Raw genomic sequence first — 25,515 nt, forward strand, 5'->3', positions numbered from 1 at the left:
CCGAAATTATATCGATTTCGAGGCGCGCAAGAAAAAGGCCGCCCGGAGGCGGCCTGAACGTCTCAGCCCTCAGAGACGGTCATTTTTGCGCGATGCAAACCGAAGTAACACCAGCGTTCTTAAAGCCAAGAGCGCTTGCTGCAGCCTTGGACAGATCGATGATGCGCTTGCCATGGAACGGACCACGGTCGTTGATGGTGACTTCGATTGATTTGCCGGTGCGTTGATCTTCAACTTCCACGACGGTTCCAAATGGAAGCGTGCGGTGCGCAGCGGTCATTGCATTTTCGTTGAACACTTGGCCAGAAGCAGCAGTTTTGCCGTGGAAGCCAGGTCCGTACCAAGAGGCGCCGCCGCATTGGGCGTAGGCTGCTGGGACGAAGGCGAAGAGTGCCGCAGCCGAGGCAGCAACAATGAGGACTTTCTTAGTCAATGATCTAGAGCTCGCAGTAGTTGTCGTTGCCGACTAACTACCCCGTGGCGCGGACAAGATTGTGGGCAAGTTGCCACACTTGGGTAATTGGGGGTCCTGAATGGGCGAATTTGGCGCATTCACGCGGGTTTCACGCAAAGTTGCGAGTCTAGCGATCGGCTGATTTAGAGATTCAGAATCTCAGCTTTTTTCTCGATTGCTGATCTGGAGCAAGTTGAAGAACTGAATCCGGATTCATTTTCTCCCTGTGGGAAATGTGCAACGGTTCCCGATAAGGTGGCATTTTTCTCCGGATATAGCCCGTGGAGAATGTGGAAAAAGCCCTTGCAGGCGCCAAAGCCCCTGCATTTGTGGCGTGATTTGGGCGGGAGAGGCCGAATTTCGCGGCCTTACGCGCAAGAAAAAGGGCGATGACAAGGTCACCACCCGAAGGTCAGTCAGGGAGAAAACAGGGTGCCGTTAGTTCTTCGGCTGAGGAACAATGCGCAGATATGGCTTTAGTTCCGTCCAGCCCTCAGGATATTTGGTTTTGGCTTGTTCGTTGGAGACAGCAGGTACGATGATCACGTCATCGCCGCTCTTCCAATTGACCGGCGTCGCCACCTGATGCTTGGCGGTGAGCTGGAGACTGTCGATGACGCGGATGACTTCATCAAAGTTCCGGCCGGTTGACGCTGGGTATTCAATTTTCAGCTTCACCTTCTTGTCCGGGCCGATGACGAAGACCGAACGCACGGTGAGGGTGTTGTCCGCATTGGGGTGGATCATATCGTACTTGCGTGCGACTTCACCCTTGGTGTCAGCCAGAAGCGGGAAGTTAAGAGCCGCGCCCTGAGTTTCCTCAATGTCGCTGGCCCAGCCTGCGTGATCTTCGAGCTTATCGACCGAGAGGCCCAAAACTTTGACGCCGCGCTTTTCAAACTCAGGCTTGAGCTTGGCGGTGTAGCCCAGTTCGGTGGTGCAGACCGGTGTGAAATTCTTCGGGTGGCTGAAGAGAACGGCCCACGATCCTTCGATGAAGTCGTGGAAGTGGATGGTGCCCTCAGTGCTTTCGAGGGTGAAATCTGGTGCGGTATCGCCGATCAGGATCGCCATTGTCTATTCCTTCGCCCAAGCAATGGGCTCTGTGCTTGTTTGTAGAATATCGTGCCCGTGATTGCCGATTGAAGTGGGGGCGCGGGGAACGCTTTTGCCAATGCGGGGCGGTTTGGATGCGTTCCTTGCGCAAACCAAACTGAAAAGGAAATGAGCGTTCTAGTCGCCCGAAATCATGACGGAGCCCTGCATCGGCGTGGTGGCTGGAGCGCCATTTTCCCAAGTGACATCAAGCCCGTTAAGGGGAACCACCGAGAGGCTCATTTTGCCAGAGCCCTGGTTCACTTCGCGCGCGTGGGCGAGATAAATGAGGGCGTTATTGGCGCTGTCGTAAATGCGGGTGACGCGGAGCGACTTCCAAATCAGAGAGCGGTTCTGTTTGAAAATCTCTTCTCCACCCGAGCTGGTGCGGATGTTGCCGATGTTGATTGGGCCCACAGCGTTGCAGTCGAGGGCGGAATGGGAGGGGTCTTCAAACCAATTGCCCTGACTCACGCGGTCAATGAACGAGCGGTTGAAATAGGAGAGGTGGCAGACAATGCCTTGCACATTGGGATCGGCGACAGCCTCAATCGAGATGTCATTGCCTGTCCAGTCGACGCCAACACTGCCCACTTCGGATTGACGCCCACAGGCGACCAGGGCAAGCGCAGCAGTGGCGAGAACGGCAACTCGGGCAATAGCGTTCATCAACTTCTCCATTCGTGTCTCTATGAGATTGGGAACGATCTGCCGCGCTACAAGGTTTCGCGGAGCCTTAGCGCAAGTTTTGTCGGTCCATGACTTTTTCGAGCCATCGCACCAGCAGCGAAAGCGACAGCGTCATGGTCAGATAGAGAAAGGCCACAACGTTATAGGTCTCGAAGAATAGGAAGCTGTTCGAGGCGGACAGCTTGCCCAGCTGGGTAATGTCCTGAACGCCGAGGGCCGAGACCAGCGCGGAATCTTTGACCATAGAGACAAAGTCATTGCCGAGCGGTGGCAGGACTGTGCGGAACGCCTGCGGGAAGATGATGTGTCGGAAGCAATTCCAACGCGACAGACCAAGCGCGCGCGCGGCTTCGATCTGGCCCTTGTCGACGGACTCGATACCGGCGCGGAAAATCTCGGCGATGAAGGCCGAGTAGCAGACCGTGAGCGCGAAGATGGCGCGCCAGACGAAATCAAAGCCGCGCACAGTGGCCGGAGCGAGCCAGCCCTGCTCGATCACAGGCGAGAAGAGCCAATTAAAGCCGGACACCATAGCTGGGGCGGCAACGAAGGCGATGTAAAAGAGGAAGACGAGGATGGGAATGCCGCGGATCAACTCGACGTAAAATGTTGCGATCTCGCTCAAGACCCGAATGCCCGAGGTGCGCGCTAAGGCCACCAAAAGGCCGAGCACGATTGCTGCGGCAAAGGCGAGCAGCGTTACCCAGAGCGTCGTGACCACGCCACCCGACACCGTGTCGAAGATTTTCGAATAGGTTTGATCGGCCGATATCGCCCAGAAGCCAAGAACGAAGATCAGGGCAAGGGTTACCAGCCACCAAGGCGTGCGGCTCATAAGAGAGGGGCGGCGGGGTTCATAAGTCATCAGACGCCAGTATTTTCTTTCGCCCTATAGGGCATAGCAAAGGCCCACTCGGCAAGCCGGAGTGGGCCTTTTTCAGTCAAAGCTCGCTCGGGAGCGTGCAGACTATTCGGCGGCGTATTCGAAGAACCAATAGTTGATGCGCTCATCGAGCCAGCCATCCTCGCGCATGCTGTCGAGGGCGGCATTGAACGGCTCAACCAGATCGGAGCGTGGGGTCAAAATGAAGCCCAGAGGGTCGGATTTGAGCGTTTCATCAATCTGCTTAAAGGCGCCGGGATCAGCGCCCATATAGCCGGTCGCCGCCGCCTGATCGGCGATAATGGCGTCGACGTCGCCAGCCTTTACGGCTTGAACGGCAGCGCCAAAGCTATCGAAGGTTTTGACGCGCGGATTGGCTTCGTCGCCGTCAAGCACGTCATAGATCGCGGTATAGAAGGAAGAAGTGCCTGCCTGCGCGCCAAAGAGGAGATCGGCGTTTTCGGCAAAGCTCTCAGCGCCCGTGATGCGCTCTTCATCAGCGCGGACGAGCAGATATTGCTCAACGGTGATGAATGGATCGGTGAAGTCGATCACCTCATCACGCTCTTCGGTGATGGTGATGCCATCGGCACCGATGTCAAACTGGCCGGAGCGGACCGCTTCGATCATCACGTCCCAAGCCGACAGATCCCACTCGATCTTGGCATTGAGGCGCTTGGCCACTTCGTTGATGACATCATATTCAAGGCCAATGCCGTCGCCGGTCTTCGGATCAGCAAAGTTCAGCGGGTAATAGGCGTTCTCGGTCACCGCATGGATGGTGCGGCCATCAAGGTTCGGCAGCTCGGCCGCAAAGCTCTGCGCGCTCAGCGCCAAAGCCAGTGCAGATACCGCTGCGCCGGTCAAAATCGTCTTCATGGAATTGTGTCTCCCAAGTCTCTGGGAGAGAGACTAGCTGAGTGCGCGAAATCTGCAAATATGTGGCGAGGAAACGCTTGGCTCAGGAGCCGCTTGAATTCAGAAAATTCGCTCGCCCTCAGTGGGTTTGAGCAGAGGCGTGGCGCTAGCGCACCGGTCCCATCTCATGCAGGAGCCATTGGCGGAAGGCGCGAATTTTGCGTGTTTCGCGACGCCCTTTGGCGGTGACCAGATAATAGGCATTATTGCCGGTGGCCGCACGGTGGAAGGGGCGAACCAAGCGCCCCATTTCCACCAACTCATCCGTCATCATGTCGACGGCGAGCAATAATCCTTGACCCGATAGGGCGGCATCGAAGGCTAGCGAGGCGTCGGAAATGACCGGGCCGTGCCCATGCGCGAGCGGAGATTTGCCCGCAGCTTTGGACCAGCTGGGCCAATCGAGCATGCTGGTCGTATCGATAATGACCGGTAGTTCGGCGTAGGGCCGATCTTTATGTGTTGCCCAGAAGTCCGTGGAACAGACCGGCTGGAAACTCTGGCCGCCGATTTTGGTGGCGTTGACACCAGGCCATTGTCCCGATCCAAACCGCACCCCGCAATCAATGTCGCGTCGGTTGAGATCGGTCATCGCGGCAGTGACGCACAAGCGCAGCTCGATGTCAGAATGCGCTTGCGCAAAATTGCCCATGTGCCAGATGAGCCAGCGAGACGCAAAAACGCTGCCGACTGTGAGATTGAGCACGCTATCGTCGTCGCCCGTGACTTGCGCCAAAGCATCGCCGAGCGCAGCAAAGCCCGAGCTTAGTTGCGGCATGATCTCCATCAAGACTGGCAATGGGCGCAGGCCGTCACTGGTGCGTGCAAAGAGCGTCACGCCCAATCGCTCTTCTGCGCGGCGAATATGCTGGCTCACCGCCCCGACGGTGACGCCCAACTCATTTGCTGCGGGCGCGAGCGCACCGAGACGGGCCACGATCTCAATGGCCCGTAGCGCGTTCAGCGGAATAGGAAATTGCGCAATCATATAGTTTTTCTATACTCGGCGGCAGGTCTTGTCGATTGGATAGGTGCAGTCGTTGGCGCAAAATGAAGGTCATTCATTTTGTGAAAGGATACAAAATGTCTATTCTTGTTCCCGCGCTGCGCCGTCTCAAACTGCTTTTCAAAAAGCTTGTGACGCCGCTTAATTGCGATGAGCCTGAACCACGCGACTGGGCCGATCTGCCGCCGCACCACCCCAAGTGCGAGTGATTTACTGACAATATCTCCCCGCGCAATCGTCGCCACGGCATTTCGCGTCGACGTGGAAGTGATTGGCGTGGGCGGCATTGGCATCGGGGCCAAGAACGGTGTTGAAGCGTTCGCAGGCTGCTTGCTGCGCAAACCTCAGGAACTGGCCCTCAAGCGCATCGCTCGGGCGCCAATCTTTTAAAACGTCTATCACCCGGCCATCGCCGAGGATAAAGCCGTGGATGTCGAGCGCATTGGCAAAGCTGTGCTCCGATACGCCGCCAGAGCGTGTGCCAATGCGGGCTCGGCACACCATGGACCCGCCTGAGGTGACGCTGGCGAGCGGGCTGTCCGTGAGTTCTTGGGCTTGTGCGTCCAGCACTGCGACCCAATCGGCGACGGCGGTGGCGACGCCGCAGGTCACGGTTGCTGGCATGGCCAGCGGAATATCGCGCCGTCCCACTTTCACCCCTGTCATCAGAATGGGCGAGGCGGTGCCGCAGCGGCCTTCGGAGATCGGGGCGATCATCTCGCCGATCACCGTGCCATTTTTCAAAGCGGGGCAGGAGGCCCGTTCGGCCACGGGGGCGGGCTCTGTTTCTTCGGGCTTTTCAGTGGGCTGGTCGCTGGTCGGCGCGACGGGCCGAACCTCTGGCCTTGGCGTCGGCATTGCGAGTGCCGTCGGTTCGCTCTTGCCGTTGTTGAGAATAGTGATTTGGGACGCGAAGGGGGCCGGCGCAGTTTGCGCATTGTCTTGAGCCGGACTGGCGGCGGAGAGAAGAATGAGCGTTACAAGGGCGAGACTGGGGCTTTGCATCGCTCGCTAACGTCGACTTAACGAAAGAGTTGCCGCAAAACCCACCTTTACTGCGCTGAAACCATCTTCTCGCCCTTGTTTGCATCTGCTATCAGCGCGCTCATGACAACGCCGCTCAAAAACATCCGCAATTTCTCCATCGTCGCGCACATCGACCATGGGAAGTCGACTCTTGCTGATCGCCTGATCCAGTTCACCGGGGGCCTAGAAGCCCGCGAGATGAAGGAGCAGGTGCTTGACAATATGGAGATTGAGCGCGAGCGCGGGATCACCATCAAGGCACAGACCGTGCGCCTCAACTATAAGGCGCAGGATGGTGAGGACTATGTTCTCAACCTTATCGACACGCCCGGACACGTTGACTTTGCTTATGAAGTCTCGCGCTCCATGTCGGCGGTTGAAGGTTCGCTGCTCGTCGTTGACGCCTCCCAAGGTGTGGAAGCGCAGACGCTCGCCAACGTCTATCATGCGTTAGAAGCCAACCACGAAATCGTCCCTGTCCTGAACAAGGTCGATCTGCCCGCAGCGGATATTCCGCGCGTAAAGACGCAGATTGAAGACGTTATCGGCATTGATGCTTCGGACGCGATTGAAATTTCGGCAAAGACCGGCCTCAACATTGAGGGCGTTCTGGAAGCCATCGTTACCCGTCTGCCAGCGCCGAAGGGCGATATCGACGCGCCGCTGAAGGCACTGTTGGTTGATAGTTGGTACGACACCTATCTCGGCGTTGTCGTTCTGGTTCGCATCATTGATGGTGTGATGAAGAAGGGCCAGCGCATCCGCATGATGGCCTCTGGCGCCGTCTATGATCTCGACCGCGTTGGCGTGAACACGCCTAAGCTGGTTGAAGTTAAAGAACTGACCCCAGGCGAGCTTGGCGTTTTCACCGCTTCCATCAAGGAAGTTGCGGACACCAACGTTGGCGATACCATCACCGACGACCGTAAGCCGACCGCTGAGCCGCTGCCAGACTTCCGTCCGGCGCAGCCCGTGGTGTTCTGCGGTCTCTTCCCGGTTGATGCCTCGGACTTTGACGAGCTGCGCTCTGCCATGGGCAAGCTGCGCCTCAACGATGCGTCCTTCTCGTTTGAAATGGAAACCTCGGCCGCGCTCGGTTTCGGCTTCCGCTGTGGTTTCCTTGGGCTTTTGCACCTCGAAATCATTCAGGAACGCCTGAGCCGCGAGTTCGATCTCGATCTGATCGCGACGGCGCCATCCGTGGTTTACGAGATGGAGCTGACCGACGGCACCTCCATGCTGCTGCACAACCCGGCAGACATGCCGGACGTGATGAAGATCACCGAAATCCGCGAGCCATGGATCAAGGCGACCATTCTCACGCCTGACGAATACCTCGGCTCGATCCTCAAGCTTTGCCAGGATCGACGCGGCATTCAGACCAATCTGTCCTACGTTGGTTCGCGCGCCATGGTCGAATATGACCTGCCGCTCAACGAAGTGGTGTTCGACTTCTACGATCGCCTCAAGTCGATCTCGAAGGGCTATGCGAGCTTCGATTACCACCTCGACAACCATCGCGAAGGTGATCTGGTAAAGCTTTCGATCCTCGTCAATTCTGAACCGGTAGATGCACTGTCCATGCTCGTTCACCGCACGGTGGCTGAATCGCGCGGTCGTCAGATGTGCGAAAAGCTCAAGGAACTGATCCCGCAGCACCTGTTCGTTATCCCGATCCAGGCGGCCATCGGCGGCAAGGTTATTGCCCGCGAAACCGTTCGCGCCATGCGTAAGGACGTGACGGCGAAGTGCTATGGCGGTGACGCGACTCGTAAGCGCAAACTGCTGGATAAGCAGAAAAAGGGTAAGGCCAAGATGCGCCAATACGGCAACGTCAACATCCCGCAGGAAGCCTTCATCAAGGCCCTCAAGATGGGCGACGAATAGTTATTTGGGGCCTTTGGCTCCGTGAAGACAAAGACCCCGGTGCGGACGCGCCGGGGTCTTTTTGTTCGGGGATTAGCTGCCAGGCCGTTTTACGAGGGGCGCTGTGAGGATGTCTGGATTGACGAGCGGCCGAGCGATGACGCGATCTCGGGTAAATCCCACCATGGCCACCCAACCTTGCAAGCCATCGGCCGTGGTTGAGAAGCAATAGTCGTCCATGCAATCGCCCAGCTCAAACCGTGTTCCTTTCGGCATGAGGTAGACTTTAGGGGCCAGGCTCGTTGGCAGCATGCGGACGTTGAGGTCCGTATGTGCGGTCGCGACGCCTGCCGTTGGCTGGTTGGGCACACTGTGCCTTACGGGCCAGACGCGCAGGTCATTGAGGACATAGCCAGTCAGGCGCGTGCGCAAATGCACGACGCGACAGAAATTGCCAGCGCAGCCCATGTTGTAAACCGCGTCACCAGCAAGGATCGTGACGAACTCAGCGCTTGTACCGTTTGGTTCCAGGCTGAGCCTTTCGTGATGGTCGGTAAATTGGAAAACGACCGGCAGTTCTTCCGCGCTATTGGGAGATACTGCTAGTAATGCAAATAAAGGAGCCACTAGCGCGGCTTTGATATTTTGAAACGCCATCATACCCTCCTCGATATGACGTTGCGCTAAGACGATCTTCCTGAATGAGGAATGATTAGTGCTGTGGAACTAGCAAATGTGATGCGGTGTGTGGAATAAGTGCTTTGACCAACTGAGGACTAGTCTCTGCGCGGTAAAAGCCTGCGGAGAACCCCGGCAGGGTTGCCGGGGTACAATGTTGAGCGCGGTCAGCTAGGCCGCGACGCGCCAGCTGCTGGTGTTATTCATGTCGAGATAGAACATGGTGCGGTAGCCGTTGGAGAAGCCATTGAGGCTGTCGAGCGTGATGATGCCATTGTCGGTCTTAACGCCGAGCACCGCATGCCATTCGCCCGAGCGCAGCTGGCCAATCTTGATGCGCATTGCCGAAACCGGATATCCCGCTTCGCTCAGTGCCATGATCTTGGCGAGCACATAGTCTTCGCAATCGGCGACGCCTCGCATCGGTACAGTCCAGTGGTCGCTCACCCCATAGGCGCGGCTATCGGACGAAAAGCGGTAGCGGGAATTGATCTGCTGGCTGATGCTCTGCAGCGTCGCTTCGAGCTCGCGCGAATAGGCGATAGACGAAGGGCCCGCAAAAGAGCTGCAAAAGTTCATGGGCTGGTCGCCGCGCATGCACATGTCCTCCCAACCGGCCTGCCGAACGGAGGAATAATCTACGGCATAAGCGGACAGTGGCTGAGCGAAGGTTAGAGCAGCCAATGCGATGCCAGCGACGCGGCGAAGCGAAGTAAAAATCTGCATGGTTCATCACCGAAAACGAGCGGACGCGTGGCCTCGCCAAGCAGCCGATTCCGCGGGTCACAACATGGATCTAGGGTTGCGTTGACCGCTCACATAGAGGGTGATGTTGGCTGGGTTAATACCGCTCACGAGAACGTAAATAACCAAGTTGTTATAAGTGGTTAGCTGCGATTGTGCTCGTGGCGGCGCAAATCTCGGCGCAATTAAACTTGCCGTTATCCCGATCAAACTTTTGAATATAGCGCTAAGCTAGTGGTTTAGAATTGCCTGTAATTGGCAATTTGAACGCATTGGGGCGCAATAATCGATTGGCCAGATTGAAGTCTAAAGCGATCATTGAGTGACATGTCGCTGTCGGCTTTGTGATCGCTGACTGCGTCCGGTGCGCTGTGAACGAGCGGTAGATTTTGCATTTCAACGGCGCAGGCTTGGGTTGAGGTAGAAGAACTGTGTTCTAGTAAAGCCAGTTGCTGATAGAACTGCGTCTTCCTCTGCGGGTGAGAGGCATGGGTTTGCGCCATAGCACCGGAGGATGGCCTTGCTGATGGTTCAGGCAAGGCGATCCTCCGGTGGCTTATCGCCGGCTTTTCTTATGGACGCGGATGGTGCTGCAACTGCCCACCCTTGGTGGCATCATCAATGGCCGCGATCTCTTCGGCGCTCAGGTCGATATTATTGAGCACACCAAGATTGTCCTTGAGCTGCTCAAGCGAACGCACGCCGATGAGGGCCGAGGTCATCTCCTTGCGGCGCAATACCCAGCTGAGCGCAAGCTGCACCATGGTCTGACCGCGGGACTTGGCAATTTCACCCAGTTTCTCGACGGCATCCAAAACGCGCGGTTCAATCTGATTGGCGCGCAACGACCCATTGGGGTTTTCTGCGCGCGTGCCCGCCACACCGCCCGAATTATATTTGCCGGAGAGCACGCCCTGCGCAAGCGGCGAGAAGGCGATAACGCCAATGCCCAACTCGCCGCAAGCGTCGATGGTTTTGTCGTTTTCAATCCAGCGATTGATCATCGAATAGCTGGGTTGGTGAATAGTGGTGGCGACGCCCATGTCCTTGAGGATGCGATGGGCTTCTCGGGTTTCTTTCTCCGGATAGGAGGAGATGCCGACGTAAAGCGCCTTGCCGGATTTCACAGCATGCGCCAGCGCGCCCATGGTTTCTTCAAGTGGCGTTTCGGGATCGAAGCGGTGCGAATAGAAGATGTCGACATAATCGAGCCCCATGCGCTTAAGGCTCTGATCAAGGCTGGCGAGCATATATTTGCGGCTTCCCAATTCGCCGTAAGGGCCTGGCCACATATTGTAGCCAGCCTTGGTCGAGATGATCATTTCATCGCGATAAGGGCGGAAGTCACGGGTCATGACCTGCCCAAAGAGCTCTTCTGACGAGCCTGCTGGCGGGCCATAATTATTGGCTAGGTCGAAGTGGGTAATGCCCTGGTCAAAAGCGTAGCCCAAAATCTCCATGGCGCTCGGATAGTCGCGTGTGCCGCCAAAATTTTGCCAAAGGCCGAGACTGACGACAGGGAGTTTCAGACCCGAATGGCCCGAACGACGATAATGCATCGTGTCATATCGAGCAGGGTCGGCGCGGTAGGTCATCTCAGTCTCCCAAACAAATCTTGCCTGCCCGTGACGCCGGGCTTTTGTGGTGCTATGAGCGGGTCAACGAAGACGTCCGCACCCAGCTCAGATAGTACAGTGTCCCAGCAAGATCATCCATACAAGGTATTGGCCATCTACAAGTTTGCCTCTCTGCCCGACGCGGCGGAGATCAAGGCGCAACTTGCGGAATTTTGTTGCGCGCGCGGTATTAAGGGGACGCTGATCCTCGCGCCTGAGGGCATCAATGGCACTGTCGCCGGTACGCCGGACGCGATCGACGCGCTATCCGATTATTTGTTTGTTTCCGGGCCTTTCGGCACACGTTTGGCTGGTGCGGAAGCAAAGTATTCTTTTGCCGATAGCGAGCCGTTCCTGCGCATGAAAGTGCGGCTCAAGCCCGAGATCGTCACCCTTCGCGCGCCGCAGGTCGATCCCAACCGTGAGGTTGGCACCTATGTTGAGCCAGAAGACTGGAATGCGCTGATCGAGCGTAATGACGTCATCCTGATCGATACGCGCAACGATTACGAAGTCGATATCGGCACCTTCCAGAGGGCCATCGATCCCAAGACCGAGAGCTTTGTCGAGTTCAAGGACTATGTCGCCAATAACCTCGACCCCAAGCAGCACAAGAAAGTCGCCATGTTCTGCACCGGCGGTATCCGGTGTGAAAAGGCGTCGAGCTATATGCTCAGCCAGGGTTTTGAAGAGGTGTTCCACCTCAAGGGCGGGATCCTCAAATATCTTGAGAAAGTGCCGGAAGAGAACAGCCGCTTTAACGGGGAGTGCTTCGTGTTCGACGAGCGCGTGTCGGTTGGTCATCGACTTGAAATCGGTACGGCAACGCTCTGCCGTTCATGCCGTCATCCGCTGACCGAACAGGACCGCGCTCATGAGCACTATGTTGAAGGCGTAAGCTGTTCTCATTGCATCAACGATGAAGGTAAGCGCAAGGCCGCGGCTGAGCGTCAGCACCAGATCGATCTCGCTGCAAAGCGTGGCTTGGCGCATATGGGTGACGCGGCAGTTGAAGCTGCACGCAAGGCCCGTGAGGCGAAAAAACAACGGGCTGAGCAATCGCGAGCGCTCAATGCAAAGGCGGCTGCCAAAGCGGGTCACTAAGGCCGTCGCACTAATTTGAATTCAGGAGGGGGCCACTTGGCCCCCTTTTGCGATTTAGAGCGTGAGGCCTGCCGCTTTGACAGCGTCAGTATAGCTCCGGCTAACCGGCACGCGCTTCCCTGTCTCAAGTTCGAGCAGCAGCTTACCATTTTCCCGGACACACCCGCGGACAGCATCCAACGCTACCCAATGGGAGCGGTGTACCTGTAGCCCGGCGATTTGGGCAGTTTCCCGCATGGCATCGGACAGGCGCAACAGCAGCAAGGCTGTGCCGCGATCGGTGGAGACCTCAACATAGTGGTCAGCCACAGCCAAGTGAAGCAACCGACCTCTCTGGTGCAGCGGCATGCGGCTGAGTAGGGCTGGCGTCGCATCGGCCAAGGCAGTGGGCGCTTCGCGCGGTGTGAATACTGCACTCAGCACTGTGACAGCGGCCGAAATTGCTATGCAATAGAGCGTTAAACTCGCAGCTTCTCTGGTCGGGAAGGACCAGCCAAAAGCGAGTTGATTGACACCGATGACGCAGGCGACGACCGGCAGCCCGGCAATGCTTCCAGCGACAAGGGCTCGCGGCACGGGCGGCAAGCGGGTGCCGAGCAATAGCTCAAAAAAACTTGCGGTCGCGGTGCCAATGATTGCGGTGACGACGACCACTGCCGCCCAATAGGGCAGGCGAATATGAAGCGGTAAATCGAAGGAGCCGAAAGGCCCAATCATCCCCACCAGTAAGGCGATGATCGTGAGCGTTATCCAACTGCGCGCATCACCCGCAAGGGTGCGCATTTCACGAAGCGTAGACTGCAGGATGGTGTGGTTCACGTAGGGGAGCGGCCATTGGCGAAATGGAGGTTGTACGGGGCGAGCTTATAGAGCCATGGCGAAGAGGCAAGCAAGATCAAGGTCTCCCATGTCGCTCACTCCTCTGCTCAATGCTGGTCTCGTGATCCAAATTCATGTCATTGCAGCCATTGCCGCATTCCTGCTGGGCGCCTTGGTGCTGTGGCGTCGCAAGGGGACGCGCCTGCACAAGGCCTTGGGCAAGGTCTGGGTTGTGCTGATGCTGGTGGTGGCCACCAGTTCGTTGTTCATCCATGAGGGCCGGTTGTTCGGGCCGTTCAGCCCGATCCACATTCTGACGCTTGTTACCTATATCGGGATTGGCCAAGCCCTATGGGCGATCAAGGTGCAGCGCGACGTGGTGGCACACCGTGCTGGCATGCAGGGCACCTATATTGGCGCGCTGTTGCTTGCGGGCGCATTCACCTTCTTGCCGGGTCGTCGCATGCACGCGGTCTTGTTTGGCGCAGAGGCGGGGTGGACCCCGTCTCTCGTGATTATCGCTCTGGCGCTGAGTGTGGCCGCGTTGTCGTGGTGGCGACTGCTGCGCGGCGCACATTCTGTCCAGCGCTAGGCGTTGCCGATGAGAATACCGGCGGCGAAAACCAAGGCGCCGCCGAGCACCACCTGCAATACCGCGCGCCAGAACGGGGTCTGCATATAGCGCTTTTGAATGTAAGCGATGGCCCAGAGCTCGAGAATAACGACGGCTGCTGCCACCCAGGTCGCAACCCAAAAGTCAGCGATGAGATAGGGCAGAGCATGGCCCAGGCCGCCTACAGCAGTCATGATCCCTGCAGCAAAGCCGCGCTTGATCGGCGAGCCACGCCCGGTCAGCTTACCGTCGTCAGACGCTGCCTCGGTAAAGCCCATGGAAATGCCCGCGCCAACGGCTGCGGCAAGACCAACCAAAAATGTCTGATGCGTGTCGCCCGTGGCGAAGGCGGCGGCAAAGACCGGGGCCAGGGTCGAGACCGAACCATCCATCAGGCCAGCAAGGCCGGGCTGGACATAGGTGAGCAGGAACTGACGATGGGTTTCATTCTTCTCGCTCTCGTGCCCGTCGGCGCCGAGATGGGTCTCGTCAAGGTCAGTGGCGCGTTTGGCGTGGCCCTTTTCTGCCTGTGCCAGATCGCCCAGCAGCTTGCGGGTCGACACATCGCTCACCTGCGCGGCAGCGGCGAGGTAGAAGCGGAAGGCGGCTTCTTCCATCTCCCAAACCTGCTGACGCGCCTGCTCAAGGGTCAGAGTTCTCAAAAGCCAGATCGGCTTGCGGGTGAGAAAGCCACGAACGTGTTCGCGGCGAATGGGCACCAGATGCTCGCCGAACTTGGTCAGGTACAGATCGAGCAGGCGACGCCTATGTTCGTTCTCCTCAGCGGCCATGCCTTCAAACAGCGCGCCAGAGCCTGGATAGGTCTCGCCCAGACGGCTGGCAAACTCCAGATAGATACGCCCATCTTCCTCTTCCGCAGCAATCGCTAGTGCGAGAATTTCGCGTTCGGAAAGGGATGAAAAATCGCGGCGGGCATCAGGCCAGAGCTTCAGCATCGTTGTTCACTGTTTAGAATGGTTCTAATCATTGTTTAGAATGTTTCTAAAGTTAGCGCAAGCGTGATCGCGTGTCGCGCTTGAGCCTAGCGCCAGTTCCGGCTATGGCTGACGCCATGGCAAACCGCAGACATACATTGGCGCGTGAAACTGGCATCGCTCTGGCGGTGTTGGCGATGTATGTGCTGACGCTGCTGCTGCCGCTGCACAGCGCCGCTGGTTTGCAGCGCGATCTCAATGCGCTCGGTTTTTCCAACCTCGCCAGTTGGTCGGTCTGCTCGTCCATCGCCAATGATCGGGACACTGATCCAACTGACCCGGCAGCGCTGACCTGTCCTGCAGCGGGCGTAGCCAAATCGCAGCTGACGGCCGTATTGCCGCCGGCAATCACGATCGTGGTGCGTGAAGCGCACGCGCTTGGCAATTTCGTTCCTTCAATCCTTGTTGCGGCGGGCTCCCTGCCAGCGCACTTCGGGCAATCGCGCGCGCCTCCAGCTCTGGTCTGACGTCTTGGGCCAAGTGCCCGACTAGACCCCTTTGATCTGGAGATTTCCATGTTCCGTTCCGCCCTCCGCGCGACCCTTTTTGCTTTGCCGCTTGTCGTTGCAGGCCCTGCCTTTGCTCATAATGGCGTTGACCACAGCAAGGACGCTGAAACGTCCACCCCGGCAGAAGCCCACGCTGAGACCAAAATTGGCGATCTGACTATCACCGGCGCATTTACCCGCGCGACCTTGCCCAAGGCACCAGTTGGTGGTGGCTACTTCACCGTCCAGAACTCTGGCGACGCCGATGACCGCCTGATTTCGGTCTCTTCGCCCGTTGCCAATGAAGGCCAGATCCACGAAATGGCTATGGTTGGCGATGTCATGAAAATGCAGCAGCTGTCCGATGGACTGGTTATTCCGGCAGGTGAAACTGTCGAGCTTAAGCCAGGTGGCTATCACCTGATGCTGATGGGCCTGAGTGAACAATTGGTGGAGGGCGAAACCATTCCACTGACCCTGACTTTTGAAACTGCTGGCGAGATCACCATTGATCTGCCGATCGCAGCGACTGCCGCCTCTGGCGCGCCTTGCCATATGAGCCACGAATAATGTCCCGCATGAAAAACATCCGCGTCCTCCTTTGGGCCTTGGTTGGCACCGCCGCTCTGACTGCGACCGGACTTTATGTTTACAACGCCAATCGGCCTGCCGTTACCGCGAGCTTTGGTGCCGGGGACTATACGCTCGAAGCCGGGAATGGAGATAAGTTCACTTATGCCTCCCTCAGCGGCAATCCATCCATGCTGTTCTTTGGCTTCACCCATTGTCCCGATGTTTGCCCGACAACTCTGGCGGAAATGACCAGCTGGTACGAAGTTCTTGGCCCTGAGGCGAAGGATTTGAAGGCCTATTTCGTGACCGTTGACCCAGAGCGGGATACGCCACAAGTGGTCGCTGACTATGTGTCGTGGGCAGAGCCTGTTGTCGGCTTGAGCGGTTCGCTCGAAGAGATCGACAAGTTCGCCAAGGCTTGGGGTGCATTCTACGAAAAGTCGCCGCTCGATAACGGCGACTACACGATGAACCACACCGCATCGGTGTATCTCATCAATGCCAATGGCGAGTTTGAAGGCACGATTGCCTATGAAGAGGGCGGCGCAACCGCTATCGGCAAGCTGAAAAAGCTGCTCGCAAAGGGCTAGAAATTTCGACTGTAAAAAGGGCGGCCAGTTGGTCGCCCTTTTGGTTTTCGATCGCTAGTGCAGGAAGCGCTCCATGCGGAATGGCGCGATGTTGATCGCAGTAGGCTCTCCGGTCATCGCCTGCGCCAGAAGTTCGCCCGTTGCTGGGCCGAGGGTGAACCCGTGGTGAGCGTGGCCAATGCCGACATAAAGCCCGTTATGACGTGGAGCTTTGCCAATGATCGGCATCATATCGGGCGTGCAGGGGCGCGCGCCCTTCCAGGGTTGCGGATCAACGCGCTCGCCGAGCGGGAAGATTTCACGCGCTTTGGCGTCGGCTTTGGCCAGCTGAACGGGCGTTGGTGCTGCATCGCGCAGCGCAAACTCCGCACCCGTCGTGATGCGCACGCCGCGCGCCATGGGCGCCATAGCGTAGCCGACCTCGGGGTCGAGCAGTGTGTGCCCAAGGGTGGCATTGCCCTCAAGCGTATAATGCATGTGGTAGCCGCGCTTAACAAAAAGCGGCAGGCGATAGCCTAAGGGTTCGAGCACATCGGGTGCCCATGGGCCGAGCGTGACGACAGCCTGCTTGCCGGTGACGGTCGTGCCGTTGACCTTGGTCGACCACACGCCTGCACTCTCGGAAAGGTCGGAGGCCGCGCCCTTGATGAAGGTGCCACCCATCGCGCGGAAGAGCTCAAAATAAGCTGTCACGAGGGCACCCGGGTCGCTCACCGTCCACGGGTCTGTCCAATGAATAGCGCCGACGATTTTGCTCGTGACATAAGGTTCGATGGCGCTGAGTGCGGCGTGATCGACGACTTTGTACCCGACACCAAACAGCTCGTTATCGCGCTTGGCTTTGGCCGCTTCTGCCTGAAGTTTTTCGGGCGTGCGGAAGGCCAAATACCAACCCTCGCGCTTGATGAGCTTTTCTGCATCGGGCCCGGCGGCGTTGATTAGATCGGAATGGGCGTCAATTGAGCGACCGATGAGCGGCGCATAATTTTCCACCACACGGCGATAGTGTTCGGGGGAGGATTCCCACCAATAGCGGAGCAATGGTGGCGCCAGCTTGGGCAAGGCAAGAGGGGCATAGCGAGCCGCAACGGAGAGATGAAGGCCCACTTGAGCCAATGTGTGCAGATCACGTGGGAAAGGGTGCGGGCGAACGCCCTCACGCTGGATGATGCCGGCATTGCCAAATGAGGTCTCGCGGCCCGGGTCATTTTTATCAATGATGGTGACGCTTCGGCCGCGACGCAGCAGATGGATCCCAGTTGAAATACCAACAATACCAGCACCAAGGATAATGACGTCGTTCATAATGCCCGCCTTTCAATAGCCCAAAGCTAGAGCAAATTTTTCTCTTCTGCCACTCGGAGGGCGTAGAAAAAGACTATCGCTCTGTGGCTGATCTTGCCGGGTTTGGAGAAGAATAAGGCGCGGGCTGAAGTTGACCAAAGGAAAAGCCCGTGGCGATTACCACGGGCTGAGAAGTGTTCCGTCCGTGACAGGTGTGAGCCTATGCTTCAGCCACGTCTGCGTCTGGGCCGCGTTCTTGCAGCGATTTGATCGCGTTTTTAGCAGAAGCTTTCGAGGTATAGGTCTCGGTGCGGACCATGGTCTCGCCATTGGAGGCGACGAAGCGCACGAAATGCTGGCCGTCCTTGGAGGCCACGATTTCAAAGCGATAGCCCGAGCCGGTCTCGTCTTTGGACAGATCGACCGTTGGTGCGGCTGGCGCGTTTTTCTTCAGGCTTTCAATGGCGCTCTTGGCCGAGGCCTTTTGCTTGTAGTTTTCGGACCAGAAGATTTTTTCCGAATTATAGGAGAAATCAAATTTGAACTGGTCGTTGGCTGCGCCGGTAATATTGAAACGATGTGGCATGACGAAATGTCCCCTCCGTGAGTCGGCCTCGTAAGACTAGCGCAGGCTAAGTTGTTGGTCAGCCCTCGATTGTGGGCGCGCGGACGCTGTCGGTATGGCCGAGGCTGCGTTCCGGATCAATCCGATCGCGCACCATTTGCTTGAGCACGCGACTATCGGGAAATCCGCCATTGGCCTTGCGCTCCCAGACGAGATCTTGCCCGAAGTGGATCTCAAATATGCCGCCGGTGCCGGGGATAAGCGTTACCGAGCCCAACGTGTCACTAAAGGTCGAGAGCAGTTCCTGCGCCATCCAGGCCGACCGCAGCATCCAATTGCATTGGGTGCAGTAGGTGATGGTGATCGCAAGTTTTTCAGACATGGTGTGCTCGGTGCTGTTTGGGTGAAACATGCCAAATCGGGGTCGGGCTGGGTAGGAGCAAATTCGGGTCGCAAAAATCTTGCTTGGTATGAATACTTAGGGTGTAGTGGACCTCGCGGGGAGGCGTGCATGGCATTTGGGGTGTTCATACATAGAGCTGACTCGGTATATGATGACCTGCCAGCGGAGAAGTATCAGTTTCCGGCTATCTATTTAAAGCGCGCGGCCCAATTTGAAGGCGATTGGATCGTCTATTATGAGCCGACCAAAGTGCGCAATTCGCGCGGCTATTTTGCTATTGCTCGAGTTAGTAAGATTGTCTCCGACCCGAGCGCAGAGGGAATGTATCTCGCACTGATTGAACCGGGGAGCTATTGGGAATTCCCAAACTCGGTCCCGTTTGCGGACGCTAATGGGGTGGTCGAGAGCGGGGTGCTCAATGATGCAGGACGTATTTCTGGTCGCGCGCAGTCTGCCGTCCGTCCAATATCAAAATCTGATTTCGACGCGATCCGAGAGCGCGGCCTCTGGGGCGTAGGCGATGAACTTCCGCGTAATGACGGAGATTACGCCAGTGTGGACGAGAACGAATTTGCAGAAGCGTACCAGGCGCCGTTTGCTGGAGAGTTTGACCGCGAGCAGGTCATTGTTTCAGGCAAAAAATGGCGCCGCGATAAGATCTTCAGGCAGTTGATCCTGAAAGCCTATGACAAGCGCTGCGCCATTACGGGAATGAAATTGATCAATGGCGGCGGTCGTGCGGAGGTGCAAGCTGCTCATATCAGGTCGGTCGATCAAAAAGGTCCCGACAGTGTCAATAACGGCATGGCACTATCTGGAACCGTCCACTGGATGTTCGACCGAGGGCTCATCGCGGTGGAAGATGACTTGTCGATTGTCATCTCCCGTCATGTGAATGACCGCGATAGTGTCGAAGGCCTTATCAATCGTACAGGTCGTTTGGTTGGCCCTGTGCTTGGCCGCGATAGGCCGCACCCCGCCTATCTCGCGTGGCACAGAGAGCATCGTTATAAGTGCTAGGCCCTTCCCCCTAAAACCCCTTGAGCATGGATTGTTGGAGCCCGATGGCGGCCATGGAGCCGGCGTGGGTGGAGATGGTCACTGAATGCATGCCGGTGGCGAGGTCGCCGGCTGCAAAGATGCCCGGGCGGGAGGTTTGCTGCATGCCTTCTACCGTGATCATTGAGCCGGTAAATGTTTCGCTGGTGACCAGACCCAGTTGCTCATGAAGATTGGCTGAAGGGCGGTTGCGCGGATGGGCGAAAAGCGCGTCGAGAGCGAGCGTTTTGCCATTGTCCAGCGTCACGGCTTTGACCGTGCCATTGACCTGATCGATAGCGCTCAACTTGCCATCTTCTATCGCAATTCCGGAGGCCAAAATTTTATCGCGTATTTCGGGCTCGATCTGATGCCCATCGAGAATGAGGGTCAACTGGTCAGTCCAATCGCGGTACAGCGCCAGAGCATGCAGCGCGGGCGCGCCAGCATAGAGTAGGGCCCAACGCTGCCCGGCCACTTCATAGCCGTGGCAGAAGGGGCAGTGGATGACAGTTTTGCCCCAAGCTTCGGCAAAGCCGGGAATGGCTGGGAATTCGTCGGTAATGCCATACGCGAGCAGCAGGCGACGGCTGGTGATTGTCTCGCCCGCGTCTGTGGTCACGGTGAATGCGTCGGGCGCGCCGGAAGCCGTTTGGGCCTTGGCCGCAATCAGTTTTACCGTGGGATAGGTGGCGAGCTGTGCCCGTGCTGTCGCGAGAATCTGCGACGGTGGCACGCCGTCGAAGCCAAAAATATTATGCGCCTCGTGGGCGTATCGATTGCGATTGAGACCAGTGTCGAGCACGGTGACTTGGCGGCGACCGCGACCCAGCTGCAAGGCGGCAGCAAGCCCCGCAAAGCTGCCCCCGATGATGGTGACATCTTCCATGATAAACTCCAGAGTTAAATGTGACAGCGCTAGAGGGTCTTGAACCCGGCGCTTATCGCTTCTGTCGCCAAATCGCTGAGACGAGTGCGGGCAAGCCGCGCTGACAGCAGCGTTTCGGCGTCTTCAAGAAATTCGTGCATGACCCGGTCAACGGAGCGCACAATCGCGCAAGAGCAGTCGCCCGGATCGCTTTCGGTGCGGACGAGAAGACGCTCGCCCAAAGCTTGATAAATGTCGCGCAAGGTGATCTCGCCTGCGGGGCGGGAGAGGCTCCAGCCACCGGTCGGTCCCTTGCTGGCCTTCACGATATCGGCGTCCCGCAGCTCTCCCAAAATGCGGCGCACTACCACCGGGTTGGTTTGTAGGCATGTCGCCAGATCCGCCGAGGAGACGGTTTTGTCTGGCTGCGCCTGCAAATGCACCAAGGCATGGAGGGCGGTGGAGAGACGACTGGAACGCTTCATGTAACTTTTATAGTTACATATAAGGGCTAGCGTCAAGGGTCAAAAAAAGACCCCGGGCGAACCCGGGGTTGAGGCTGGGAGAGATGGAGTGAAGTGACGAAAAGTCTGCCTACCCTAACCGTCCATTCGTCAAGCTGGACGCTAGAGGTTCCGGCCGCTCGACCGGCGTCTTGATGAAGACGGTACGGTTTTCACGAGCCGAAATTTCAAAGGCTTCCATGACTTCAAGAACATGGAGGGCCAGATCGCCATTGGCACGGTGTGGGCGATTGTCCAAAATGGCTTGCGCCATATCGGCGACGCCGAGCGAGCGATAATTGCCGTCGGCATAAGGTTGCTCGACAGCAACGTTGGTCCAGGTTTCGTCGCGACCGCGTTTGCGCAGTTCAACCTCGCCGCCGAAGAAATTCGGGTCTGGGACAATCAGTGTCTGTTCGGTGCCGTAGATTTCGAGCGGCACATGCTTTTGAGCGGCGACGTCAAAGGACATGGCGACCTGCACGATTGCGCCACTGGCAAAACCCAAAGAACCGGTGACGTGTGTGTCGACCAGTACGGGCATTTTTTGACCGTTCTTGGGAGCTGAGGTGATTGTGCGTTCGTTGCGGAGGCGCGAGCTCATGCCCACGACACGCTCGACCGGCCCCAAAAGATTGACGAGATCGGTGATGTAATAGGGGCCCATATCGAGCATGGGGCCGCCGCCGATGTCATAGTAAAAAGCCGGATCTGGATGCCAGCTTTCGTGGCCTGGGCATTGGAAATAGGCTGTGCCACCAATGATGGTGCCAAGCGCGCCGCTATCGATGACAGCACGCGCCTGCTGATGCGAACCGCCCAAGAAGGTATCCGGAGCAGAGCCGATACGAAGACCGGCCTTCTTGGCAGCGTTGAGAAGGGTTTGGCCTTCTTCAAAAGTGATGCCGAAGGGTTTTTCGGAATACACATGCTTGCCAGCGAAGAGGCATTTTAGCCCCAGATCGACATGGGCCCTTGGAATGGTGAGGTTAATGACGAGCTGGATCTCGGGATCGGCGAGCAGCGCTTCAATGCTTTTCGCTGCGAGCCCAAACTCGTTGGCGCGCGCTTGAGCCGCTTCCGGACGCACGTCAGCCAAGGCCTTCACGTTCAATACCGGAAAGCCGGATAGGCCATCTTTGCCCAAGATTGCCTTCAAATAGGCCGACGAAATATTGCCGGTACCGATAATTCCGATACCCAGGCTCTTGCCCGACATAAGCGCACTCCTCCCAGATGTACGTACGTCAACCTAACCAAGCGCAATGTGTTCGGGAAGGGGTATTGTATGATTTTTGTATCGTTTTCATCACCCGTTCGGGCAGCGAGAAAATGACGCCATGCTTTTGGCAGTTTACTGCCGGTGCGAACTGCGCGACGCTTGGATGAGGTGAGGGAGATGCCATGCAAGGGATCACATTATCGCGCCGGTTCTATGAGGACTTGGTGGCTCCGTTTCTGGCGGAGCGAGTGCCGAACATGCCCTATGCCGCAGCGTTGTTGGGATTTGGCTCCGACGTCTTGGGCTATGACGATGAGATGTCGCGCGACCACAATTGGGGCCCGCGGGTCCATATTATCGTCAGCGAGGCCGATTTTGACGCGCATGCGCGCGCGTTGGTCGTCGGTTTCATCGCCCACGCGCCGCAGAGCCTGCATGGCGAGCCTATCGCGTGGCGATCGCGCCCGCATCCGCCCGCCAACCGTCGTTGGGCTGCTGGTGATATGGGTCACGGGCTGGAGGTCCACACCCTAGCTGGGCGCTTGGAGGATCATTTTGCGCGCGGCGATATCAATTGGACCGCTAGCGACTGGTTGGGCGTTCCTGAACAAAAGCTCTTGGAGTTTTGTGGCGGCGCAGTGTTTCGGGACGACGCTGGCACGCTCACCGCTGCGCGCGACGCGTTGGCCTATTTGCCCGATGATGTGTGGCACTATAAAATCGCCGCGCAATGGGCGCGGATCGGGGAAGAACAGGCCTTTGTCGGGCGCACCGGGATGAATGGGGATGATCTTGGCTCGCGCATTATTGCGGCGCGTTTGGTGCGGGACGTGATGCGCTTGGCCTATCTGCTGGAACGGCAGTATGCGCCCTATGCCAAATGGTTCGGCACTGGCTTTGCCCAACTGACAGTTTCCGACAAGCTTAGACCTGTGCTGGAGCGCGTGTTGGGCGCAAAATACTGGGGCGAGCGCGAAAGTGCCTTGGCGGACGCGTATCTGCTGATGGCGCAATTGCAAAAATCCCTCAACATCGCCCCGTTTGACGGAAAGATTGGGCCCTATCACGAGCGTGGATTTCAAACGATCAATGTGGAAGCGGCCGTCGAGGCGGCGCTTGCCAAGATTGGCGATAGTACCCTTCTGGCGCGCTTTCCCTTTGGAGGGATCGATCAGCTCTCCGATGCCACCCCTGTGCTGGATCGTGCCGCTGTCTCACGGCGGGTGAACTCGGCAATCGAAAACTAAAACGGCCCTCTTTGGGGAGGGCCGTTAAATAGGCTAGGTCACGAGAAAAATAATAATGATCAGCCAAATCGGCACGCCGAGAAGCCAGAGAGCGAGACCTTTGAACATGGTGTTCTCCTTGTTTCTTTAAGCGCTAGAAGCGGCGGAAGACGCCAGCGTGAACGGTGTTTTCGTCGCGATGATTGCCGCCCTTCTGGGCCGCCCAGAACGCGCCAATGGCCGAAACCAAAGACGATGCTGCGATCAGGAAGGCGGCGAGAATGCCCGTGTTGCGGGCCACACGGGCCGCTTCAAGTGCGGTGGCGCGGGCCTCGGCAATCGTTGCGTTCACTTGATCAACGCGCGCTTCAGCTTCAGCTGGGGGCAGTGCGGTGGTCGAGGCGACAAGGCCAACAAGATAGCTGCGGTCTTCGGTGCTGATCTCACCATCGGTGAGGGCTGATTGCGCATAGATCCGTAGAGCTTCGTCACGGGCGACGCCGGGATCGACCGGAATGCTGGCACGGAACAGAGTGTCGACAAAATAATCATTGGGGGTTGAGTCATCGGCAGCCATTGCTGTGGCCGCAGTTGTTGCTGCACTGCCCACAGCGGAGCCAAGGGCCCCAATGCCGCCGACAGCCAGCGCTGCACCAAAAATCATCGCGCCGCCCCAGACCAAGAGGCCATGGGCACCATCGCGCAGGTCGGATTCATCGGCGGTGGCGTCGAATTTGCGGCGACGCAATCTGCCAGTGAGATAGCCTCCGGCCATAAAGCTGGAGATCTGGATCCAGAGAAACCAGAGGGCGGCTCCTATGCCGACGAGCCAGACTGGAGCGCCGTCGCGACCATGAAAGTCGACAAAGTTAAGTCCAATGGCAGAACCAAAGCTAATCAGGACCAGCGAGATAGCGGTGGCCAGAACGATCCCCGCAATAATCGCGGGCCAATCGACATAGCTGCTTTCTGCTACAGGCGCGGGAGCGGTGTCTATGACGGTAACACCGGGGGGCGTGTTGAGTGCCATGAGATGCTCCTCCCTTTCGCTCAAGCCAAGCCGATAAAGGAAAGAATGGCGAGGACGATTACGACCAGACCAACGAGGTAAATAATGGAGTTCATCGATAAGCCTCTCTTTGGATTTGTATCCAAGAGGTAATCCCTTGTCAGGCTGGATGGTTCCGGTGGTCGCCGCAAAGCTGCCGCAAGATAAACAAAAGCGGGAGCCCAAAGGCCCCCGCTCTGCAAAGCTGATTGGGTAGAAAACTTACTTCAGCGCGTCGGTGACGACAGTGGTGTAAGCGCCTTCTGGCAGAGCCTTGACGATCTTCTGGTCGAGGAGTGCTTTGACGGTACGATCATAGGTCGCCATGTCGAGCGCAGCGTCATCTGGGTCGACGAGCTTGGTCACTTCCTTGACCATGTAGAGCTGGTGCGCCAGTTCGGCGGCGCCGGTTTCGTCGGCGTCGACAACGATCTGGGCGGCCTCATCTGGGTTCTCGAGCGCATAGCCCCAGCCCTTCATCGAAGCGCGAACAAAGCGGGCATAGGCGTCAACCTTGGCCGGATCCTTCAGGCTGTCTTCCATGACGTAGAGACCATCTTCGAGAAGGTCATTACCCATTTCGGTGTAGTTGAAGATGGTGAGATTGTCTGGGCTGTAGCCAGCATCCAGCGCCTGACCGTATTCGTTATAGGTCATCACCGAGATACAATCTGCCTGACCCTGGATCATCGGCTGGACGTCAAAGCTTTGCTGCAGCACGGTGACGCCGCCTGCCGAACCATCGGTGGCCAGACCGAGCTTATTCATCCAAGCAAAGAACGGATATTCATTGCCGAAGAACCAAACGCCGAGCGTCTTCCCGGGGAAGTCGGCTTCGGTTTTGACGCCGGTTTCAGTCGGGCAGATCATCATCAGGCCAGCGCGCTTATAGGGCTGGGCGATGTTGACGAGCGGCACGCCGCTTTCGCGCGCGGCCATGCCTGCTGCCATCCAGGTGACGATAATGTCGGCGCCGCCGCCAGCGATCACCTGTTCTGGGGCGATGTTGGGGCCGCCGGGAAGAATGGTGATGTCGAGGTCTTCTTCGTCATAAAAGCCCTTGGCTTCTGCAACGAGATAGCCCGCAAACTGGGCTTGCGTGACCCACTTCAGCTGCAGGGTGAGTGCGTCTGCAGACAGTGCTGAACTTGCCGACATAACCATTGCGGTTGCGACAAGGCCTCCAAGAATTTTTTTCAT

30 protein-coding genes and 1 pseudogene are annotated in these 25,515 nt (G+C 57.5%); 9 read left to right on the forward strand and 22 right to left on the reverse strand.

Annotation, left to right across the window (positions count from 1 at the left end; all coding sequences use genetic code 11):
- Positions 1 to 79: 79 nt before the first annotated feature.
- The 6 genes from H4N61_RS00190 to H4N61_RS00215 form a co-directional block, all read right to left on the reverse strand.
- Entirely contained in the window at positions 80 to 433 is a 354-nt protein-coding gene (locus H4N61_RS00190; RefSeq protein WP_169194246.1) for a septal ring lytic transglycosylase RlpA family protein, read from the reverse strand.
- Between the two features lie 459 nt (positions 434 to 892).
- Positions 893 to 1,528, reverse strand: a complete 636-nt coding sequence (locus H4N61_RS00195; RefSeq protein ID WP_169194245.1) for a peroxiredoxin — start codon at positions 1,526 to 1,528, stop codon at positions 893 to 895.
- Between the two features lie 159 nt (positions 1,529 to 1,687).
- Positions 1,688 to 2,209 (reverse strand): CreA family protein, encoded by a 522-nt coding sequence (locus H4N61_RS00200; protein WP_248306620.1) that lies wholly within the window; start codon positions 2,207 to 2,209, stop codon positions 1,688 to 1,690.
- Positions 2,210 to 2,285: 76 nt separating this feature from the next.
- On the reverse strand, positions 2,286 to 3,104 hold the full coding sequence (locus H4N61_RS00205; protein WP_169194244.1) for an amino acid ABC transporter permease: 819 nt from the start codon (positions 3,102 to 3,104) through the stop codon (positions 2,286 to 2,288).
- 102 nt (positions 3,105 to 3,206) lie between these two features.
- Positions 3,207 to 4,001, reverse strand: a complete 795-nt coding sequence (locus H4N61_RS00210) for a transporter substrate-binding domain-containing protein (RefSeq protein ID WP_182394654.1) — start codon at positions 3,999 to 4,001, stop codon at positions 3,207 to 3,209.
- Positions 4,002 to 4,146: 145 nt separating this feature from the next.
- Entirely contained in the window at positions 4,147 to 5,028 is an 882-nt protein-coding gene (locus tag H4N61_RS00215) for a LysR substrate-binding domain-containing protein (protein WP_169194242.1), read from the reverse strand.
- Positions 5,029 to 5,123: 95 nt separating this feature from the next.
- Between H4N61_RS00215 and H4N61_RS18420 the strand changes: the two genes are divergently transcribed.
- Positions 5,124 to 5,255, forward strand: a complete 132-nt coding sequence (locus tag H4N61_RS18420) for a hypothetical protein (protein ID WP_282567607.1) — start codon at positions 5,124 to 5,126, stop codon at positions 5,253 to 5,255.
- A 1-nt stretch (position 5,256) separates the two neighbouring features.
- Here H4N61_RS18420 and H4N61_RS00220 read toward each other — a convergent pair whose 3' ends face one another.
- On the reverse strand, positions 5,257 to 6,051 hold the full coding sequence (locus H4N61_RS00220; RefSeq protein WP_182394655.1) for an extensin family protein: 795 nt from the start codon (positions 6,049 to 6,051) through the stop codon (positions 5,257 to 5,259).
- A 102-nt stretch (positions 6,052 to 6,153) separates the two neighbouring features.
- Between H4N61_RS00220 and lepA the strand changes: the two genes are divergently transcribed.
- Positions 6,154 to 7,959 carry a translation elongation factor 4 gene (lepA, locus tag H4N61_RS00225; RefSeq protein WP_182394656.1) on the forward strand — a complete coding sequence of 602 codons (1,806 nt, stop codon included), beginning with the start codon at positions 6,154 to 6,156 and terminating at the stop codon, positions 7,957 to 7,959.
- Between the two features lie 72 nt (positions 7,960 to 8,031).
- Here the strand turns inward: lepA and H4N61_RS00230 are convergent, their stop codons facing one another.
- The 4 genes from H4N61_RS00230 to H4N61_RS00245 all read right to left on the reverse strand — a co-directional run bounded on the left by H4N61_RS00230 (position 8,032) and on the right by H4N61_RS00245 (position 10,955).
- Positions 8,032 to 8,598, reverse strand: a complete 567-nt coding sequence (locus H4N61_RS00230; RefSeq protein ID WP_182394657.1) for a hypothetical protein — start codon at positions 8,596 to 8,598, stop codon at positions 8,032 to 8,034.
- 189 nt (positions 8,599 to 8,787) lie between these two features.
- Entirely contained in the window at positions 8,788 to 9,342 is a 555-nt protein-coding gene (locus H4N61_RS00235) for a transglutaminase-like cysteine peptidase (protein WP_182394658.1), read from the reverse strand.
- Positions 9,343 to 9,599: 257 nt separating this feature from the next.
- Complete coding sequence (locus tag H4N61_RS00240) at positions 9,600 to 9,899, reverse strand: hypothetical protein (protein WP_182394659.1); 300 nt, start codon at positions 9,897 to 9,899, stop codon at positions 9,600 to 9,602.
- A gap of 33 nt (positions 9,900 to 9,932) precedes the next feature.
- The gene (locus H4N61_RS00245; RefSeq protein ID WP_182394660.1) at positions 9,933 to 10,955 is read right to left on the reverse strand and encodes an aldo/keto reductase; all 1,023 of its coding nucleotides are present in this window, start codon (positions 10,953 to 10,955) and stop codon (positions 9,933 to 9,935) included.
- 99 nt (positions 10,956 to 11,054) lie between these two features.
- Here H4N61_RS00245 and H4N61_RS00250 point away from each other — a divergent pair, with 99 nt between their 5' ends.
- Positions 11,055 to 12,080 (forward strand): rhodanese-related sulfurtransferase, encoded by a 1,026-nt coding sequence (locus tag H4N61_RS00250; RefSeq protein ID WP_248306542.1) that lies wholly within the window; start codon positions 11,055 to 11,057, stop codon positions 12,078 to 12,080.
- A gap of 54 nt (positions 12,081 to 12,134) precedes the next feature.
- On the opposite strand, the gene H4N61_RS00255 is transcribed toward H4N61_RS00250, so the two are convergent.
- Positions 12,135 to 12,899, reverse strand: a complete 765-nt coding sequence (locus H4N61_RS00255) for a LytTR family DNA-binding domain-containing protein (RefSeq protein ID WP_182394661.1) — start codon at positions 12,897 to 12,899, stop codon at positions 12,135 to 12,137.
- An 88-nt stretch (positions 12,900 to 12,987) separates the two neighbouring features.
- On the opposite strand from H4N61_RS00255, the gene H4N61_RS00260 reads away from it, so the two are divergent.
- Positions 12,988 to 13,491, forward strand: coding sequence for a DUF2306 domain-containing protein (locus H4N61_RS00260; RefSeq protein ID WP_182394662.1), 504 nt, complete (start codon positions 12,988 to 12,990; stop codon positions 13,489 to 13,491).
- On the opposite strand, the gene mbfA is transcribed toward H4N61_RS00260, so the two are convergent.
- Positions 13,488 to 14,468 carry an iron exporter MbfA gene (gene mbfA / locus H4N61_RS00265; RefSeq protein WP_169194232.1) on the reverse strand — a complete coding sequence of 327 codons (981 nt, stop codon included), beginning with the start codon at positions 14,466 to 14,468 and terminating at the stop codon, positions 13,488 to 13,490. The two genes, H4N61_RS00260 and mbfA, sit on opposite strands and share 4 nt — an antisense overlap.
- 80 nt (positions 14,469 to 14,548) lie before the next feature.
- Between mbfA and H4N61_RS00270 the strand changes: the two genes are divergently transcribed.
- From H4N61_RS00270 to H4N61_RS00280, 3 genes are read left to right on the forward strand one after another with little or no spacing between them, the layout of a single operon-like run.
- The gene (locus H4N61_RS00270; protein ID WP_182394663.1) at positions 14,549 to 14,974 is read left to right on the forward strand and encodes a hypothetical protein; all 426 of its coding nucleotides are present in this window, start codon (positions 14,549 to 14,551) and stop codon (positions 14,972 to 14,974) included.
- Positions 14,975 to 15,022: 48 nt separating this feature from the next.
- Positions 15,023 to 15,565, forward strand: a complete 543-nt coding sequence (locus H4N61_RS00275) for a copper chaperone PCu(A)C (protein ID WP_169194230.1) — start codon at positions 15,023 to 15,025, stop codon at positions 15,563 to 15,565.
- Complete coding sequence (locus tag H4N61_RS00280; RefSeq protein WP_169194229.1) at positions 15,565 to 16,158, forward strand: SCO family protein; 594 nt, start codon at positions 15,565 to 15,567, stop codon at positions 16,156 to 16,158. The genes H4N61_RS00275 and H4N61_RS00280 overlap by 1 nt, the downstream gene beginning before the upstream one ends.
- Positions 16,159 to 16,212: 54 nt before the next feature.
- On the opposite strand, the gene H4N61_RS00285 is transcribed toward H4N61_RS00280, so the two are convergent.
- The 4 genes and pseudogenes from H4N61_RS00285 to H4N61_RS00295 form a co-directional block, all read right to left on the reverse strand.
- A complete protein-coding gene (locus H4N61_RS00285) occupies positions 16,213 to 17,466 on the reverse strand; it encodes an FAD-binding oxidoreductase (protein ID WP_182395871.1) in 1,254 nt (417 codons plus the stop codon).
- Between the two features lie 196 nt (positions 17,467 to 17,662).
- Positions 17,663 to 17,860 carry a DUF1508 domain-containing protein gene (locus tag H4N61_RS18285; protein ID WP_248305898.1) on the reverse strand — a complete coding sequence of 66 codons (198 nt, stop codon included), beginning with the start codon at positions 17,858 to 17,860 and terminating at the stop codon, positions 17,663 to 17,665.
- Positions 17,846 to 18,028: pseudogene (locus H4N61_RS18290) on the reverse strand (DUF1508 domain-containing protein); the annotation flags it as partial. The pseudogene H4N61_RS18290 and the gene H4N61_RS18285, both read right to left, overlap by 15 nt.
- A gap of 58 nt (positions 18,029 to 18,086) precedes the next feature.
- A complete protein-coding gene (locus H4N61_RS00295; protein ID WP_169194227.1) occupies positions 18,087 to 18,389 on the reverse strand; it encodes a SelT/SelW/SelH family protein in 303 nt (100 codons plus the stop codon).
- A 129-nt stretch (positions 18,390 to 18,518) separates the two neighbouring features.
- Here H4N61_RS00295 and H4N61_RS00300 point away from each other — a divergent pair, with 129 nt between their 5' ends.
- Positions 18,519 to 19,430 carry an HNH endonuclease gene (locus tag H4N61_RS00300; RefSeq protein ID WP_169194226.1) on the forward strand — a complete coding sequence of 304 codons (912 nt, stop codon included), beginning with the start codon at positions 18,519 to 18,521 and terminating at the stop codon, positions 19,428 to 19,430.
- 10 nt (positions 19,431 to 19,440) lie between these two features.
- Here the strand turns inward: H4N61_RS00300 and H4N61_RS00305 are convergent, their stop codons facing one another.
- The 3 genes from H4N61_RS00305 to H4N61_RS00315 form a co-directional block, all read right to left on the reverse strand.
- Positions 19,441 to 20,337: an NAD(P)/FAD-dependent oxidoreductase gene (locus tag H4N61_RS00305; RefSeq protein ID WP_169194225.1), complete on the reverse strand. Its 897-nt coding sequence runs from the start codon at positions 20,335 to 20,337 to the stop codon at positions 19,441 to 19,443.
- Positions 20,338 to 20,366: 29 nt separating this feature from the next.
- Positions 20,367 to 20,801, reverse strand: coding sequence for an Rrf2 family transcriptional regulator (locus H4N61_RS00310; RefSeq protein ID WP_169194224.1), 435 nt, complete (start codon positions 20,799 to 20,801; stop codon positions 20,367 to 20,369).
- A 109-nt stretch (positions 20,802 to 20,910) separates the two neighbouring features.
- Positions 20,911 to 22,038, reverse strand: coding sequence for a Gfo/Idh/MocA family oxidoreductase (locus H4N61_RS00315; protein WP_182394664.1), 1,128 nt, complete (start codon positions 22,036 to 22,038; stop codon positions 20,911 to 20,913).
- Positions 22,039 to 22,223: 185 nt separating this feature from the next.
- Here H4N61_RS00315 and H4N61_RS00320 point away from each other — a divergent pair, with 185 nt between their 5' ends.
- Positions 22,224 to 23,288 carry a DUF4037 domain-containing protein gene (locus H4N61_RS00320; RefSeq protein WP_169194222.1) on the forward strand — a complete coding sequence of 355 codons (1,065 nt, stop codon included), beginning with the start codon at positions 22,224 to 22,226 and terminating at the stop codon, positions 23,286 to 23,288.
- Between the two features lie 133 nt (positions 23,289 to 23,421).
- Here H4N61_RS00320 and H4N61_RS00325 read toward each other — a convergent pair whose 3' ends face one another.
- Both H4N61_RS00325 and H4N61_RS00330 read right to left on the reverse strand, forming a co-directional pair.
- On the reverse strand, positions 23,422 to 24,297 hold the full coding sequence (locus tag H4N61_RS00325) for a hypothetical protein (protein ID WP_182394665.1): 876 nt from the start codon (positions 24,295 to 24,297) through the stop codon (positions 23,422 to 23,424).
- Positions 24,298 to 24,537: 240 nt separating this feature from the next.
- On the reverse strand, positions 24,538 to 25,515 hold the full coding sequence (locus tag H4N61_RS00330; RefSeq protein WP_169194220.1) for an ABC transporter substrate-binding protein: 978 nt from the start codon (positions 25,513 to 25,515) through the stop codon (positions 24,538 to 24,540).

This window comes from Devosia sp. MC521, assembly GCF_014127105.1.
Lineage (GTDB): Bacteria > Pseudomonadota > Alphaproteobacteria > Rhizobiales > Devosiaceae > Devosia.